12 protein-coding genes are annotated in these 16,544 nt (G+C 45.7%); 8 read left to right on the top strand and 4 right to left on the bottom strand.

Translation table 11 applies throughout. The features are described 5' to 3' along the window. Positions 1–129 precede the first annotated feature (129 nt). The 3 genes from AB4180_RS01465 to metF all read left to right on the top strand — a co-directional run bounded on the left by AB4180_RS01465 (position 130) and on the right by metF (position 4,964). Positions 130–1,311, top strand: coding sequence for an O-succinylhomoserine (thiol)-lyase (locus AB4180_RS01465; RefSeq protein WP_102250568.1), 1,182 nt, complete (start codon positions 130–132; stop codon positions 1,309–1,311). Positions 1,312–1,313: 2 nt separating this feature from the next. Further along, on the top strand, positions 1,314–3,725 hold the full coding sequence (locus AB4180_RS01460; protein WP_102250569.1) for a bifunctional aspartate kinase/homoserine dehydrogenase II: 2,412 nt from the start codon (positions 1,314–1,316) through the stop codon (positions 3,723–3,725). Between the two features lie 339 nt (positions 3,726–4,064). Then, on the top strand, positions 4,065–4,964 hold the full coding sequence (gene metF, locus AB4180_RS01455; RefSeq protein ID WP_009848888.1) for a methylenetetrahydrofolate reductase: 900 nt from the start codon (positions 4,065–4,067) through the stop codon (positions 4,962–4,964). Positions 4,965–5,129: 165 nt separating this feature from the next. On the opposite strand, the gene AB4180_RS01450 is transcribed toward metF, so the two are convergent. The 3 genes from AB4180_RS01450 to argE all read right to left on the bottom strand — a co-directional run bounded on the left by AB4180_RS01450 (position 5,130) and on the right by argE (position 10,041). Next, positions 5,130–5,669, bottom strand: a complete 540-nt coding sequence (locus AB4180_RS01450; protein ID WP_009848889.1) for a PadR family transcriptional regulator — start codon at positions 5,667–5,669, stop codon at positions 5,130–5,132. Between the two features lie 347 nt (positions 5,670–6,016). Next, positions 6,017–8,653 (bottom strand): phosphoenolpyruvate carboxylase, encoded by a 2,637-nt coding sequence (gene ppc / locus AB4180_RS01445; protein ID WP_170962733.1) that lies wholly within the window; start codon positions 8,651–8,653, stop codon positions 6,017–6,019. 251 nt (positions 8,654–8,904) lie between these two features. Further along, the gene (gene argE / locus AB4180_RS01440; protein ID WP_102250570.1) at positions 8,905–10,041 is read right to left on the bottom strand and encodes an acetylornithine deacetylase; all 1,137 of its coding nucleotides are present in this window, start codon (positions 10,039–10,041) and stop codon (positions 8,905–8,907) included. Positions 10,042–10,194: 153 nt separating this feature from the next. On the opposite strand from argE, the gene argC reads away from it, so the two are divergent. The 4 genes from argC (at position 10,195) to argH (ending at position 15,546) form a co-directional block, all read left to right on the top strand. Continuing rightward, entirely contained in the window at positions 10,195–11,199 is a 1,005-nt protein-coding gene (gene argC, locus AB4180_RS01435) for an N-acetyl-gamma-glutamyl-phosphate reductase (RefSeq protein WP_102250571.1), read from the top strand. A gap of 12 nt (positions 11,200–11,211) precedes the next feature. Continuing rightward, entirely contained in the window at positions 11,212–12,000 is a 789-nt protein-coding gene (gene argB, locus AB4180_RS01430) for an acetylglutamate kinase (RefSeq protein ID WP_102250572.1), read from the top strand. Positions 12,001–12,113: 113 nt separating this feature from the next. Next, complete coding sequence (locus tag AB4180_RS01425; protein ID WP_009848894.1) at positions 12,114–13,325, top strand: argininosuccinate synthase; 1,212 nt, start codon at positions 12,114–12,116, stop codon at positions 13,323–13,325. A 346-nt stretch (positions 13,326–13,671) separates the two neighbouring features. Continuing rightward, complete coding sequence (argH, locus tag AB4180_RS01420; RefSeq protein ID WP_009848895.1) at positions 13,672–15,546, top strand: argininosuccinate lyase; 1,875 nt, start codon at positions 13,672–13,674, stop codon at positions 15,544–15,546. 261 nt (positions 15,547–15,807) lie between these two features. Here the strand turns inward: argH and AB4180_RS01415 are convergent, their stop codons facing one another. Continuing rightward, positions 15,808–16,056: a DUF3624 domain-containing protein gene (locus AB4180_RS01415; protein WP_012604954.1), complete on the bottom strand. Its 249-nt coding sequence runs from the start codon at positions 16,054–16,056 to the stop codon at positions 15,808–15,810. An 87-nt stretch (positions 16,057–16,143) separates the two neighbouring features. Here AB4180_RS01415 and AB4180_RS01410 point away from each other — a divergent pair, with 87 nt between their 5' ends. Beyond that, on the top strand, positions 16,144–16,491 hold the full coding sequence (locus AB4180_RS01410) for a RidA family protein (RefSeq protein ID WP_102250573.1): 348 nt from the start codon (positions 16,144–16,146) through the stop codon (positions 16,489–16,491). Positions 16,492–16,544 lie beyond the last annotated feature (53 nt).

Genomic DNA, 16,544 nt, shown 5'->3' with positions numbered 1-16,544 from the left:
ATATAGACGTCCGGAAGTGTTGACGTCTCACGTTTATGAAAGTAAAGTGAGTAACATATATCTAACACAGCCACAAAATGCCGACAAGCAGCTGTGATTATCAGACGCAAAACTTGTAAGGAAGCACCTATGAGCAGCCGGAAGCCAGCAACCATCGCAGTACGTACTGGCATCGAGTCAGACACGCAACACCATGCCGTTGTCCCACCTATTTATCTTTCGACTAACTATGGGTTTCCCGCTTTTGGTGAAGTGCCAAAGTATGATTATACCCGCTCTGGTAACCCAAATCGCGGTCTATTAGAAACGGCACTATTTGAGCTTGAGTCTGGTAAAGGCGCGGTTGTCACTAACTGTGGTACGTCGGCACTTAACTTATGGGTATCCGCTTTCTTAGGTGGCGATGATCTTATTATTGCACCGCACGACTGCTATGGCGGTACTTACCGTCTGTTTAACACACGCTCGCTCAAAGGTGACTTCAAAGTTCTGTTTGTTGATCAATCGGATCAAGCTGCACTGGATGCGGCGATCGCGCTTAAGCCAAAGTTGATCTTAATCGAAACGCCATCGAATCCATTGGTTCGTGTGGTTGATATTGCAGAAACTTGCCGTAAAGCGAAAGAAGTAGGTGCTCTGGTTGCTGTCGACAACACGTTTTTGACGCCTGTGTTCCAAAAGCCTTTAGAGCTGGGTGCGGATTTTGTTATCCACTCAACCACTAAATACATCAACGGACACTCAGATGTTATTGGCGGCGTTGTGGTCACTAAAACTGAAGAGCACGCTGAAGAGCTAGCATGGTGGGGTAACTGTATTGGTGCAACCGGCACACCATTTGATAGCTACATGACGCTACGTGGTATTCGTACGCTAGGTGCACGTATGCGCGTTCACGAAGAGAGCTCACGTGAAATTCTGACGGCTCTGCAACAACAAGATCTGGTGGGTACGATTTACCACCCAAGCCTTCCTGAACATCCGGGTCACGAGATCGCGAAGAAACAGCAGTTGGGCTTTGGTTCCATGCTGAGCTTTGAATTTTCGGGATCTTTTGAAGCACTTAAATATTTTGTGGATAAATTAGAGCTATTTTCTTTGGCTGAATCATTGGGCGGTGTTGAAAGCCTGATTTGTCACCCAGCGTCGATGACTCACCGTGCTATGGGCGAAGAAGCCTTAGCAGAAGCGGGTGTTTCTCAACAATTACTGCGCCTTTCTGTTGGCCTTGAAGATGCAGAAGACTTGATTGATGATCTCAAGCAAGCGTTTGAAAAAACACAAGGCTTTATCGCAGAAGGGGAGGTTTAATAATGACAACCTTTCGCCAGCTACATAAATTTGGTGGCAGCAGTTTAGCGAACCCTGAGTGTTACCAACGCGTGGTCAATATTCTTAGAGAATACTCGTCAGCTACTGACTTGGTCGTGGTATCGGCTGCGGGTAAAACAACTAACCGCTTGATTGAGTTTGTTGAAGCGCTCGACAAAGATGGTCGTGTTGCGCATGAATGTCTACAAACCCTTCGTCAGTTCCAGCTTGAGCTGATTGAAGCGCTGCTTGAAGGTGAGTCTGCGGCTCAGCTAACGGCCACTATTCAACAAGAATTTACTGCTTTAGGTGAGCTAACTGCTCCTCTAAGCGAATCGCAAAAAGCACAGGTGTTAGGACACGGTGAGGTTTGGTCTTCACGTTTGTTAGCCGCTCTGTTGTGCCAACATGACTTACAAGCAGTTGCTCAAGATGCGCGTGCCTTTTTACGTGCAGAAGCGGGTGCTCAACCCGAAGTGGATCGCGCGCGTTCTTATCCTCTGATTAAAGAAGTTTTGGCTCAGCATACGCATTGCCGAGTGGTGATTACGGGCTTTATGGCTCAGAACTGCGAAGGTGAAACAGTACTGCTTGGTCGTAACGGTTCGGATTACTCTGCAACCGTGATTGGTGCTCTGGCTGAAGTTGAACGCGTGACAATCTGGAGTGATGTGGCGGGCGTATACAGCGCAGACCCTCGTTTGGTTTCGGATGCGTGTTTATTACCTCTGCTTCGCCTTGATGAAGCCAGTGAACTCGCTCGTCTGGCGGCTCCAGTGCTCCATAGCCGAACGCTACAGCCTGTGGCTCAAAGTGCTATGGATCTCAGCTTGCGCTGCAGCTACCAGCCGGAGGCGGGCTCTACACAGATAGAGCGAGTACTAGCATCGGGGCGTGGTGCAAAAATCATTACTTCTTTGGATGAAGTTCTTATCGTGCAACTGACTTTTGGTCACGGCCATGATTTCGACCGTCTGGAGAGTGAAGTCCTTGAAGGGCTTAAGCGTGCTCAATTAGAGCCGCTTGCTTATGAATTAGAACCCGATCAACACTGCTTGCGCCTTGCTTACACGGAAGAGATCGCTGGTGGTGCATTAGAATATCTACAAGACCACGCGATTGAAGCTGAGATTAAACTGAAAGAAGGTTTTTCTCTGATTGCTGCAGTGGGTGCGGGTGTGACTAAGAACCCGAACCATTGCTACGGTTTCTACCAGCAGCTCAAGAGCTCGCCGGTTGAGTTTATCTCAGAAGCAAACTCTGGCTTAAGCTTGGTGGCTGTGATTCGTAAGAGTGAAACATCAAGCCTAGTGAAAGGCATTCACTCTCAACTGTTCCAAGCTCAGAAGCGTGTTGCGATTGCCTTGTGTGGTAAGGGCAACATTGGCTCAAGTTGGTTAAGCCTGTTTGCTGAACAAAAAGCGGAACTTGAAAAGCGCCGTGGAATGAACTTTGAATTGGTTGCAGTGGTTGATAGCCAAACCTATTGGTTCGACGATCAAGGCATTGATGCGACTTCTGTGAGCAAGCGTTTTGATGATGAAGCGATTGCCAACAATGGTAACGACTGGTTAGAGCGTTTAGGTTCTATTCAGGGTTACGATGAAGCTGTAGTACTCGATGTCACTGCAAGCCCGGTGCTTGCAGCAAAGTACCTGCAAATTGCACAACAAGGTATCCACCTGATCTCAGCTAACAAGGTGGCAGGCTCTGCATCAAGCGAGTATTACCATCAGGTACAAGATGCTTTCGCTAAGATCAGCCGTCATTGGCTGTACAATGCGACAGTGGGTGCCGGCTTACCGATTAATCACACAGTACGTGACTTGCGTGAAAGCGGTGACGATATTATCGCTCTGTCAGGTATCTTCTCGGGCACTCTATCTTGGTTATTCCAACAGTTTGATGGCACGGTGTCATTCAGCGAGTTGGTTGACTTAGCGTGGCAGCAAGGCCTGACGGAACCGGATCCTCGCGCTGACCTCGATGGCTCAGACGTGATGCGTAAGCTAGTGATTCTGGCGCGTGAATCGGGTTTAGATATTGAGCCTGAAAACGTCAAAGTAGAATCATTGGTACCTGAAGAATTACAAGATCTGTCAGTGGATGACTTCTTTGATAAAGCTTCTGTACTGAGTGAAGAGTTGGCCGAGCGTTTAGAGAAAGCGCAGTCTCAACAGAAGGTCCTTCGTTACGTAGCGCGTTTAGAGAAGAATGGTAAGGCAACGGTAGGCGTTGAAGCGTTATCTAAAGAACACGCTCTGGCGAACTTACTGCCTTGCGACAACATCTTTGCGATTGAGAGCAAATGGTACAAAGATAATCCATTGGTTATTCGTGGCCCGGGTGCTGGTCGTGAAGTAACAGCTGGTGCAATTCAGTCTGATTTAAACAGAATGTCTAGCCTGTTTTAATACTGAGAGCGGTTGGCTTAATACTTAGAGCGATTGGCTTAATAGTCAGATCAATTGCTTTAATACTCAGATTAATTGTTTAAATGCGTAAATATCATACTATCCACTAAGATAAATAAGGCTGAAAGCACGATGTGTTTTCAGTCTTTTTTCTACATTATTTCTTCTTTGCGACCCACCTATCGGCTTGAGCTTTTCTCACTATCTACTTGAAAAAAATTCATAATGGATCTGTTGACATTAAATCGTATTCAATTCATTCTGGAGACATATAGACGTCTAAACGTCGCTAGGGATTTGAGATTATTTAGTGGTTGCTTTTGCCACAGGGAGAGTAAGATGGGATACACACACGCAAGTCATATCGACGCTTTAAATCAGAATATTGCAGAGCTTTCTGACAACATCAATGTGTCATTTGAATTTTTCCCACCAAGCAGTGAGAAGATGGAAGAGACCCTGTGGAATTCTGTTCACCGTCTTAAAACACTTCAACCTAAATTTGTATCAGTAACCTATGGTGCAAACTCGGGTGAGCGTGATCGTACCCACTCAATCATTAAAGAAATTAAGAACCAAACAGGCTTAGTTGCTGCGCCACATTTAACGTGTATTGATGCTAGCCGCGAAGAGCTTATTCAAATTGCCGACGATTACTGGGCAAATGGCATTGAAAGTATTGTTGCGTTGCGTGGTGATATTCCAGCAGGCGGTGGTGCGCCAGATATGTATGCGTCTGATTTAGTCGAGCTGCTTAAATCTCGTCACGACTTTGATATATCAGTAGCGGCATTCCCTGAGGTTCACCCTGAAGCAAAAAGCGCTCAATCTGATCTTATTAACCTAAAACGTAAAGTGGATGCGGGTGCAAACCGTGCAATCACTCAGTTCTTCTTCGATGTCGAAAGCTACTTACGTTTTCGTGACCGTTGTGTGGCGGCTGGCGTTGACGTAGAGATTGTACCGGGTATCTTGCCGGTTTCTAACTTCAAGCAAGCGTCTCGTTTTGCTGCGATGAATAACGTAAAAGTACCAGGTTGGATGGCGAAGCAGTTCGAAGGGTTGGATGATGATCCAACAACTCGTCAGTTAGTTGGTGCTAGTCAAGCGATCGATATGGTTCGTACGCTAAGCCGTGAAGGTGTGAAAGATTTCCACTTTTACACGCTAAACCGTGCAGAAATGACTTATGCACTTTGCCACACATTAGGTGTTCGTCCACAAGTCGCTGCGCTTTAAGTAAAGTCTAGGAAGTAAAGCCCAAGCGCTTGTAAAAGCTTCTGGTAGTAACATTTCAAACCCTATAGATACAAAAAAGGCTTGGACTCTAAGAGTTCAAGCCTTTTGCTTTTCTAGCTTCTAGCTTCTAGCTTCTAGCTTCTAGCTTCTAGCTTCTAGCTTAACTTAAGCAAGAGCGCCAAGTTCAAGCAGTACTTCGTCAGCCCATACAATCCATGCTTCACGGATCAGTAGGTTACGACGAAGCGTTAGACGCTCTAGGCGTGCTTGCTTGTCTAGTGTAGATGGCGTTGCGTAGTAAGCCGCTTCGATTTCTTTGTAGTGAGAAACCAGTTTGCGAGACTCTTCTACTAGTTCAGCAAGTTGTACACGGTACGCATCAGAAGGTTGTACAGCACAAGCGATTAACTTAGCTGAGAACTCGTCACGAACGGTTGGGTGTGCAGTTGGTTGTTCAAACCATTCACCTAGCGCGCCACGGCCAGCATCGGTGATAGAGTAAACTTTACGATCAGGTTTGCCTTCTTGAGGCTCAAGTACGCAAGTTACCTGGTCGTTCTGAGCCATTTTATTTAGCTCGCGGTAAACTTGTTGGTGGCTAGCTTTCCAGAAGTAACCAATGCTTGCGGAGAATTCTTTTGTGATATCGTAACCAGTAGCATCGCGTGTACTTAAAACGGTTAAAATTACGTGTGGTAATGACATGTCTGAAATCCAAATGGTAAACAGTAAACAAATACTTGAACAACAAGTGTGCTTCTATGGCACGTTATATTGGTTATGTTCAAGTAGCACCAACTTAATCGTTGGTTATGTCACCTTACAAAGCCGTTTATCACCTAGGTTGACCAGTTTATTGGTCGAGTGCCGCAGATTATTATTTTGGAGTGTTTCTGCAGCGGAGCAGTAGTATATCTAAATAATAAGCATAAAGTAGAATACATGGACAAAATAACCCAAAAAACTGACAAAATACTCACTAGTGGTCATTTGGCAAAATAAAAAGGCCGCCAATGGCGACCTTTTGTTTCCTTTGTAGATGGAATCACTAATCAACCAGTGTTTCGCATACCTGCTGCAATACCTGCAATCGTCACCATTAGCGCTTCTTCTAGCTCTGCTGGTGGTGTTTCACACTTACGAGTACGGTAAAGCAGTTCCGCTTGAAGCATGTTTAGTGGCTCAACATAGATGTTACGTAGACGAATTGACTCAAGTCCCCAAGGGTCGCTTTGCATCAAGTTCTCGTTATTTTCTACATTCAGCACCGCTTTGATGTCTTTTTGCAGCTGTTCACGCAGTAACTCACCCAGAGGTAATAGCTCTTCGTCAACAAGTCGCTGGTCGTAGTACTTAGCGATTTCCATGTTGCACTTCGAGTACACCATTTCCAACATACCTAGACGAGTCGAGAAGAATGGCCATTCACGACACATCTCTTCAAGTAGCGCTTGATGGCCTTGATCGACAGAGTATTGAATCGCTTCACCAGCGCCTAACCATGCAGGAAGTACCAAACGGTTTTGGCTCCATGAGAAGATCCATGGGATCGCACGTAGGCTTTCTACGCCGCCGTTCGGGTTACGTTTCGCAGGACGAGAACCTAGAGGTAACTTGCCTAACTCTAGCTCTGGCGTCGCTTGGCGGAAGTAAGGAACAAACTTCTCTTCACCACGAACGACGTTGCGGTAAGCTTCGCAAGATACTTCAGACAGCACTTCCATTAGGTCGCGCCATTCTTGTTTTGGCTCTGGTGGTGGCAGAAGGTTCGCTTCTAGAATCGCACTTGCGTATAGGTTGAAGCTATTAACTGCAACATCTGGCAAGCCAAGTTTAAAGCGGATCATTTCGCCTTGTTCAGTTACACGTAAGCCGCCTTTCAAGCTTTTAGGTGGCTGAGAAAGAAGAGCTGCGTGCGCTGGCGCACCACCACGACCAACCGTACCACCACGACCGTGGAATAGAGTCAGTTCAATGCCTTCTTCTTCACAAGCCTTAACTAGCTTGTCCATTGCATCGTATTGCGCCCAGCCTGCAGACATTACACCGGCATCTTTAGCTGAGTCAGAATATCCGATCATCACCATTTGGTGGTTCTGGATAAAGCCACGGTATAAATCGATGCTCATTAGCTGTTTCATTACGGCTTCTGAGTTGTTCAAGTCGTCTAGCGTTTCGAACAATGGACATACGTCCATGCGGTACGGGCAACCACATTCTTGTAGAAGCAAATGTACAGCCAATACATCCGAGGCAGTACGAGCCATAGAGATCACGTAAGCACCAAAGGCTTCACGAGGTTGAGCCGCAACGACCTTACAGGTGTCTAAAACCTCTTTGACCTGCTCAGATGGCTCCCAGTCGCGTGGTAACAGTGGGCGCTTTGAGCTTAATTCATTGGTTAAGAAAGCAACCTTATCTTGCTCGCTCCATTGGTCGTAATCACCAATGCCTAGGTAGCGAGTCAATTCAGATAGCACATCTGAGTGACGAGTACTTTCTTGACGAACATCGAGACGAACCAAATGCACGCCGAATGCTTTTAGGCGGCGCAGCGTATCAAGTAGAGAACCGTCTGCGATTACGCCCATGCCACATTCGTGCAATGATTGGTAACATGCGTAAAGCGGTGTCCAAAGTTGGTCTATGTTCTGGAGAGTTTCTTTCTTCGGTACTTCTGCGTCGTGCAGTTTTGCATCAAGCACTTCTAGCGTGTTGTTGAGCAGAGTACGTAGGCTCTTCAGGATTGCACGGTAAGCTTCGTGCTCATCGCCAGCCAATTCACGAACGGCATCATTACACTTGGTCATCGACAGTTCGGTAATCAACTCGTTCACGTCACCTAGGTATAGATCAGCGGCTTTCCAGCGAGACAGACGCAGTACTTCTTTAGTGATGGTGTGCGTTACGAATGGGTTACCATCGCGGTCACCACCCATCCAAGATGAGAAATGAACAGGGCGCGCATCAATTGGCAGGCCTTCACCAAGGTAACCTTTTAATCGACCATCCATTTCACGTAGGAAATCAGGCACAGCTTCCCAAAGTGAGTTTTCGACAACCGCAAAGCCCCACTTAGCTTCATCAAGTGGCGTTGGGCGTTGCTGGCGAATCACATCCGAGTGCCAACCTTGAGCGATCAGTTGCTCTAGGCGGCGTTCGGTTTTCACGCGCTCTTTGTGTGATAGGTCGCTTAATTCTAATTTAGACAGACACTCGTTGATCTTTACCAGCTTGTTGATCATGGTGCGACGAGTGATTTCTGTTGGGTGTGCAGTCAGAACGAGTTCAATGTTCAGGTCGCGAACGGCTTGAGCCGCGTCTAGCTTGCTGATGTCATTCTGATTTAATTTGGAAAATAGAGATTGCAGCACATCTGGTTCACAAACATGCTCCTCACAGTGGCGAGAGATCGTATGGTATTGCTCTGCCATGTTGGTGAGGTTGAGAAATTGGTTAAATGCACGAGCAACAGGAGTGAGTTGTTCGTTCGGCAGGTTTTTGATTTCTTCAACTAGGCTGTCACGGTCAGCTTTGTTGCCTGCGCGGGCGGATTTGGAAAGTTTACGGATAGTCTCCACTTTCTCTAAGATAACGTCACCATGTGCATCTTGGATTGTGTTACCTAGCAAGCGTCCCAGCATGCTTACGTTACTCTTGAGAGCGGCGTATTTCTCGTTCATTGTCATCCTGCCTCGTAAAAAAATTACATCCATTGTTCCTTGTTAAGTACACAATCTAGCGAAAAGTGCTGTATCTAGTCAAATAAAGCATTCTAAGTTTGCAATTATTAGGTTTAAAAATGCGGGAGAAGTAAATTTTTCAAAACTTAGGGAAAAAGTGAAATTTAATTACAAGATCGGGCTGTGTCAGGGATAACAGAATAAAAGCCACCTTTTCGGGTGGCTTTTATACGAAAATATCGGAAGGAAAGTAATAACTAGAAACAATATTTACGGATCGATTTACTCAGAACATCAATTGTAGGGTCAATAAAATCGAAGCTTAAGAACTCATCCGGTTGGTGAGCTTGGTCGATTGAGCCTGGGCCTAACACTAAGGTTGGACATAACTCCTGAAGAAAAGGTGCTTCAGTACAATAGTTCACAGTTTGAGATTCGGTTTCACACACCGATTCCATGCCACCGATAAATGGATGATCGTGCTGACACTCATAACCCGGAATCGGCTCATGCAGGGGAGTAATCTCAATTCTGCCCGGCCATTTTGCTTCTACTTCTTTAAGTGCGCTACGCAGCATGTTATCCAAGCCATCTAAGCTAATGCCCGGTAAAGGACGAACATCATAGTGCAGTTCACAACAACCACAGATACGGTTCGCACTGTCGCCACCGTGGATATGACCAAGGTTTAGGGTAGGACTTGGAATTGCAAAACCTGGGTGGTGGTACTCCTTGACTAACTTGTCACGCAACTGCATTAAAGCAAATAACACTTCATGCATGATCTCGATGGCGTTAACGCCTAATGCAGGATCAGAAGAGTGACCTGATTTACCCGTTACTCGCACGGCATTAGCGACGTGACCTTTATGACCGCGAATAGGCACTAGGCTGGTCGGCTCACCAATAATGCAGTAGTCCGGTTTAAACGGCGCATTTTCAGTGAAATGACGTGCACCCAGCATAGTGGTTTCTTCGTCACACGTTGCTAATACATAAAGCGGCTTGGTCTGTTTGCTCCAATCCATTTTCTTCGCAGCTTCATAAACGAAGGCAAAAAAGCCTTTCATATCGGCGGTGCCTAATCCGTAGAAGCGGTTGTTGTGTTCTGTCAATGCGTGAGGGTCGAAGTTCCAACGCCCTTCATCGAATGGCACGGTATCGCTGTGTCCTGCAAGCAGTAAGCCCCCTTCGCCAGAACCCATCTTTGCGACCATATTATGCTTGCCGGGTTCGACTTCCACGACCTCAACGCTAAAACCTACGTCTTTAAACCATTGAGCCATTTTTTCGGTCACTTTCTCGTTGCCATGATCCCAGCTTGGATCGGTTGAGCTAATGGAGTCGGTGGAAATTAGGCCTTTATAGACCTCAAGGAAACTCGGTAATTGCATAATATCTTCACTTCTACTATTGACAGGAAAACCATAAGTCGGTAAAACACATATTAAATCATATTTAATGCATAAGAAATCAAATATAGCTAAAAATTAAGTATGAATAGTCAAATTTGAAATGTAACTTACCTCAAGAATGGATGTGTTGAGATGTTGAAAACCACGATCATTGGTGCAAGCGGCTATACAGGAGCAGAACTGGCTCTAATGATAAACAGACACCCTGAGCTAACGCTATCAGGTTTATATGTCTCAGCCAATAGTGTAGATGCGGGCAAACCTATTGCTGCACTGCACGGTAAGTTAGCTGGCCTGATTGAGATGCCAGTACAACCTTTAACAAATCCGGAAGAAGTGGCCAAACAGTCTGATGTGATTTTTCTAGCAACGGCACACGAAGTCAGTCACGACCTAGCGCCCATTTTTCTAGAGAACGATTGCCAAGTCTTCGACCTATCGGGTGCATTCAGAGTTAAAGGTGAAAACTTCTATCAAGAGTTTTACGGTTTTGAACATCAACACGAGCAATGGCTAGACAAAGCGGCTTACGGTTTAGCGGAATGGAACGAACAAGAAATCAAAGAAGCTCAGCTTGTTGCGGTAGCGGGTTGTTACCCAACGGCATCACAACTGGCGATTAAGCCTTTGGTTGAAGCCAAGCTACTTGATGAGAACCAATGGCCAGTGATTAATGCAACCAGCGGTGTGACTGGTGCAGGCCGCAAGGCGACCATGGTTAACAGCTTCTGCGAAGTGAGCCTGCAAGCTTACGGCGTCTTCAATCACCGTCATCAACCTGAAATGGCCGCACATTTAGGATGTGATGTGATTTTCACCCCGCACCTCGGCAACTTTAAGCGTGGCATTTTAGCGACCATTACCATGAAACTGGCTGACGGTGTGACAGAACAACAGATACAAGATGCCTTCGAGCAAGCTTATCAAGGTAAGCCAGCTGTGAGATTGCTCGAAGAGACATTGCCAAGAATTCAAGATGTAGAACAGACACCTTTCTGCGATTTAGGCTGGAAGGTACAAGGTCAGCACATCATCGTTGTTTCGGCGATTGATAACTTATTAAAGGGTGCATCTAGCCAAGCGATGCAGTGTTTAAATTTACGTTATGGTTTTGCGCCATTAACTGCGTTAGTGTAAGGGAATCTAGATATGAGCCTTAATAATCAACCATTAATCATAAAGTTAGGTGGCGCTGCGCTATCTTGTGGTGAAACACTTAGCAAGTTATTTGGTGCGATTTCAGCTTACCAACAACAGGCACAGCGACCAATCGTGATTGTTCACGGCGGTGGTTACCTTGTTGATGATTTGATGAATAAGTTGAACCTAGAAACCGTTAAGAAAGAGGGGCTACGTGTTACTCCTTATGATCAGATCCCTGTTATCGCTGGCGCGCTAGCGGGCACGGCCAACAAACTACTTCAAGGTCAGGCAATTAAAGACGGTATCAATGCCGTTGGTTTGAGCCTTGCAGATGGTGGTTTATGCAAAGTCAGCGAACTGAACCCTGAACTGGGCGCGGTAGGAAAAGCGGAGCCGGGCGACTCAACCATTCTGCAAGCGGTTCTTAATGCGGGCGCACTGCCAATCATTAGCTCAATTGGTCTGACTGAGCAAGGCCAACTGATGAATGTGAATGCCGACCAAGCTGCGGTTGCCGTTGCAGGCGCGCTTGATGCTGAACTGGTACTGCTTTCTGATGTAAGTGGTGTGTTGGATGGCAAAGGTCACCTGATTCCAAGCCTTAATCAACAACAAGCTGATGACCTTATTACAGGCAAAGTGATTACCGATGGCATGATCGTTAAGGTTCAAGCCGCACTAGAAGCCGCTAACGACCTTGGACGACCAATCGAAGTTGCCACTTGGCGATACCCAGAAAAGCTAACACAACTGTTTTCAGGTAAAAGCATAGGAACGCAGTTTTTACCTCAGTAGACCTCACCACGAGTCACTACTTAAAGAATTTAGACAAATAAATTTAACACATAATAATGAAGTCATTTCCAACGCTGACCGCCATGTGCAGTATGGAAACTAGGAGAAAGAAAATGAGCAAAGTTAACGTAAAGAAAGTTGTAGTAGCCTACTCTGGCGGTCTAGACACATCAGTAATTATTCCATGGTTGAAAGAGAACTATGATTGCGAAGTTATCGCATTTGTTGCAGATGTAGGCCAAGGCGATGAAGAGCTGATTGGTATTGAAGAGAAAGCAAAAGCTTCTGGTGCATCTGAGTGTTACATCGCTGACCTTAAAGAAGAGATGGTGGCAGATTACATCTACCCAACGCTAAAAACTGGCGCTTACTACGAAGGTAAATACCTACTAGGTACTTCAATGGCTCGTCCAATTATCGCGAAAGCTCAGGTTGAGGTTGCACGTAAAGTCGGTGCAGACGCACTGTGTCACGGCTGTACAGGTAAGGGGAACGACCAAGTTCGTTTTGAAGGCGCATTTGCTGCCCTCGCACCAGACTTACACGTAATTGCACCATGGCGTGAATGGGATCTAGTGAGCCGTGAAGAGTGTCTAGATTACTTAGCTGAACGTAACATCCCTTGTACGGCTTCTCTTACTAAGATCTACTCGCGTGATGCAAACGCATGGCATATATCTACAGAGGGCGGCGTGCTAGAAAATACATGGAACGCACCGGATGAAGATTGCTGGGCTTGGACTGTAGACCCAGAGCAAGCGCCAAACGAATCTGAAACTGTGACGCTTAAAGTTGAAAAAGGTGAAGTGGTAGCGGTTGATGGCGAAACAATGACGCCATACAACGCACTGGTTTACCTAAATGAGAAGGGTGCGAAGCACGGTGTTGGTCGTATCGATATCGTAGAGAACCGTCTTGTTGGCATGAAGTCTCGTGGTTGTTACGAAACTCCAGGTGGCACAATCATGATGGAAGCACTGCGTGCAGTAGAGCAACTGGTTCTTGATAAAGCGGCATTCGAATTCCGTGAAGAGCTAGGTGTTAAAGCTTCTCACCTTGTATACGACGGTCGTTGGTTCACTCCGCTATGTAAGTCAATTCTTGCGGCAACAGATGAACTAGCACAAGACGTAAATGGTGAAGTGGTTATCAAACTTTACAAAGGCCATGCAACGGTGACTCAGAAGCGTTCTGACAACAGCCTGTACTCAGAAGAGTTTGCAACCTTTGGTGAAGATGAAGTTTACGACCAAAGCCACGCTGAAGGCTTTATCCGTCTTTACTCGCTATCAAGCCGTATCCGTGCTCTGAATAGTCAAAAGTAATCCTAACCATGAGTTAGTAAGCTAGCCTTTTACGAATAACGGAAGGTTAGCAAATAGACATTATTATGCAAAGCCCATCCACTATTGACTAGTGAATGGGCTTTTTCTATCTATTAGTCTAATAAATCAGCTTCGGTTTTTATCATTGAATGGCATATAATTCGCGAATCACGCTGAAAATAAATAGTGGATTAAATCACTGGTGAATAAATATGTGAAAATAATGAATTAATACTTTATTTTCATTTTGAATTGCCGTAAGTTTAAACCATCAGAAAAATACTGAATTTTAATCAGAATTATCATTTGCAAAAACAGTGAGCACTGTGCAATTAGGAGATACACAATGGCATTATGGGGCGGTAGATTTACCCAAGCAGCAGACACCCGGTTTAAAGATTTTAACGATTCTCTTCGTTTTGATTACCGATTGGCTGAGCAAGACATTGTGGGCTCAATTGCCTGGTCTAAAGCTCTACTGTCGGTCAACGTATTAACCGAAGAAGAGCAACAGAAGCTTGAGTTAGCGTTGAATGAGCTAAAACTTGAGGTGATGGAAGATCCTGAACAGATTCTACGTTCTGATGCAGAAGATATTCACAGCTGGGTCGAGCAACAACTTATCGGCAAAGTCGGTGACTTGGGCAAAAAACTTCACACTGGCCGTTCTCGTAATGACCAAGTGGCGACAGACCTTAAACTATGGTGTCGTCAGCAAGGTAACCAACTGCTACTTGCATTGGATCGCCTACAAAGCCAAATGGTGAACGTCGCTTCTCAGCATCAAGAAACCGTACTTCCTGGCTACACTCACTTACAACGTGCTCAGCCGGTAACTTTTGCTCACTGGTGCTTGGCTTACGTTGAAATGCTTGAGCGTGATTATTCTCGTTTGAATGATGCGATTAAGCGTCTAGATACATGTCCGCTGGGTTCTGGTGCCCTTGCTGGAACTGCTTACCCGATGGACCGTGAAGAGTTAGCTCACAACTTAGGTTTCCATCGTGCAACGCGTAACTCTCTAGATTCAGTTTCTGACCGTGACCATGTGATGGAGCTGATGTCGATTGCATCTATCTCAATGCTTCACCTTTCACGTCTTGCAGAAGATATGATTTTCTACAACTCAGGTGAATCAAACTTCATCGAGTTAGCCGATACAGTGACGTCAGGTTCATCTCTGATGCCACAAAAGAAAAACCCAGATGCGCTAGAGCTAATCCGTGGCAAAACTGGCCGTGTGTACGGTTCATTAGCTGCAATGATGATGACTGTAAAAGCTCTGCCTTTGGCGTACAACAAAGACATGCAAGAAGATAAAGAAGGTCTGTTCGACGCTTTAGATACTTGGAATGATTGTATGGAAATGGCTGCTCTTTGTTTTGATGGCATTAAAGTGAACGGCGAACGTACACTTGAAGCAGCGAAGCAAGGTTATGCGAACTCAACAGAATTGGCTGATTACTTAGTAGCGAAAGGCATTCCTTTCCGTGAAGCTCACCATATTGTTGGTGTGACGGTAGTTGCTGCGATTGCTAAAGGCTGCGCATTAGAAGAATTAACCATCGCGGAGATGAAAGAGTTCTCTGAGGTGATTGAAGAGGATGTGTATGACATCCTGACCATTGAGTCGTGTCTTGAAAAACGTAGCGCGCTAGGCGGTGTATCTCCACAACAAGTGGCTTACGCGGTTGACCAAGCAGAGAAGCGTTTATCACAGCGTGATACTTCTATCGTTAAGGTTCGTTCTGCTCGTCTGACCGATATTGAAGCGTTGGAAGGCATGGTGGCCTACTGGGCGAATATGGGTGAAAACCTGCCTCGTTCTCGTAATGAACTGGTGCGTGATATTGGCTCGTTTGCCGTCGCAGAGCATCATGGAGAGGTGACGGGTTGTGCATCACTCTATGTGTATGACTCTGGTTTAGCGGAAATCCGTTCGTTAGGTGTTGAAGCTGGCTGGCAAGGTCAAGGGCAGGGCACCGCGATTGTGCAGCACTTGGTTGATAAAGCGCGACAAATGGCGATCAAGAAGGTGTTTGTGCTGACTCGTACCCCAGAGTTCTTTATGAAGCATGACTTTTTACCGACATCAAAATCTCTGTTGCCTGAGAAGGTACTGAAAGATTGTGATCAGTGTCCTCGCCAACATGCATGTGATGAAGTGGCGTTGGAAGTGAACTTGGTTGAACAGATCATCGCAAAGGTAAATGTTGCATAAGGCATTGATTTTATGGCGCCTAAAAAAAAGATCAAAAATCTGATCTTTTTTGGGAACAAACTGAGAAAAGTCCGGTCTATTAAAGTACCACTGCTTTTTCTTAGAATTTTCTAAGAAAGCCCTAGAATCGATTGGTTCTGGGGCTTTTTTCTATCTGCTGTTTGGGAAATGATGGGAGCTTGCTAAGTAGGGGCATTTAATTGGGCGTCTGGCCTTTATCGCTTATCTAGCCGTTATCACTTATCTAGCAACGTCTCTCTGTTAACGCTTTTTGTTCCTTAAAGGCAGCACGAAAAATTTCATTATCCAATGTAACGACAGCAACCCACTGAACGCGAAAGCGGCCATCATCAAGGCGATGGCATTGATGGTTTTTGGGTCTTCTTTGAAAAAGAACCACCACACCCCCCAACTTAAAATCGACAACACCATCAGTTGGTTCATACAACGTTGGCAGCGGCCGAGTTTGTTACGGATTTTTTCACTTTTATTGCAATGAATGCATGTCATCTTGGGTTTGATTCGCGTTATGCTTGTTGCCCTGATAATAACACGTCACAAGATATTGGATCACGGTGACACAGAGAGATAAAGTCGATGATTGAGCGCCAAGAAACGAAGCAACGCATGAGCCGTATTGTTAAACACAACGGTACTATCTACCTATGTGGCCAAGTTTGTGCTGATGCAACTAAAGACATCACAGAACAAACACAAACGATGCTGGATAAAGTGGAAGCCCTACTTGAGCAAGCGGGCAGCGATAAAGAGCACATGCTGTCAGCAACGATTTACTTGAAAGACATGAAAGACTTCCAAGAAATGAACGCAGTATGGGATGAATGGGTTCCTGAAGGTCACGCTCCAGCTCGCGCATGTGTAACGGGTGATATGGCTCGTGAAGCGCTACTTGTTGAGATCTCTGTGATTGCTGCTGAGAAGTAATTGCTTAAAGCTTTTAGTGACGCAATGGCTTCAAGAGATTCCAGATACCTTGT

The sequence above is a fragment of the Vibrio sp. 10N.286.49.C3 genome (assembly GCF_041469545.1).
GTDB classification, from domain to species: Bacteria; Pseudomonadota; Gammaproteobacteria; order Enterobacterales; family Vibrionaceae; genus Vibrio; species Vibrio tasmaniensis_A.
This window is presented reverse-complemented; position numbering and strand designations above follow the sequence as displayed.

What these genes read in the sequence shown, in the direction of transcription:
- AB4180_RS01465 (WP_102250568.1), top strand. Translation starts at nt 130, where the DNA reads ATGAGCAGCCGGAAGCCAGCAACCATCGCAGTACGTACTGGCATCGAG.
- AB4180_RS01460 (WP_102250569.1), top strand. Translation starts at nt 1,314, where the DNA reads ATGACAACCTTTCGCCAGCTACATAAATTTGGTGGCAGCAGTTTAGCG.
- metF (WP_009848888.1), top strand. Translation starts at nt 4,065, where the DNA reads ATGGGATACACACACGCAAGTCATATCGACGCTTTAAATCAGAATATT.
- AB4180_RS01450 (WP_009848889.1), bottom strand. Translation starts at nt 5,669, where the DNA reads ATGTCATTACCACACGTAATTTTAACCGTTTTAAGTACACGCGATGCT.
- ppc (WP_170962733.1), bottom strand. Translation starts at nt 8,653, where the DNA reads ATGACAATGAACGAGAAATACGCCGCTCTCAAGAGTAACGTAAGCATG.
- argE (WP_102250570.1), bottom strand. Translation starts at nt 10,041, where the DNA reads ATGCAATTACCGAGTTTCCTTGAGGTCTATAAAGGCCTAATTTCCACC.
- argC (WP_102250571.1), top strand. Translation starts at nt 10,195, where the DNA reads ATGTTGAAAACCACGATCATTGGTGCAAGCGGCTATACAGGAGCAGAA.
- argB (WP_102250572.1), top strand. Translation starts at nt 11,212, where the DNA reads ATGAGCCTTAATAATCAACCATTAATCATAAAGTTAGGTGGCGCTGCG.
- AB4180_RS01425 (WP_009848894.1), top strand. Translation starts at nt 12,114, where the DNA reads ATGAGCAAAGTTAACGTAAAGAAAGTTGTAGTAGCCTACTCTGGCGGT.
- argH (WP_009848895.1), top strand. Translation starts at nt 13,672, where the DNA reads ATGGCATTATGGGGCGGTAGATTTACCCAAGCAGCAGACACCCGGTTT.
- AB4180_RS01415 (WP_012604954.1), bottom strand. Translation starts at nt 16,056, where the DNA reads ATGACATGCATTCATTGCAATAAAAGTGAAAAAATCCGTAACAAACTC.
- AB4180_RS01410 (WP_102250573.1), top strand. Translation starts at nt 16,144, where the DNA reads ATGATTGAGCGCCAAGAAACGAAGCAACGCATGAGCCGTATTGTTAAA.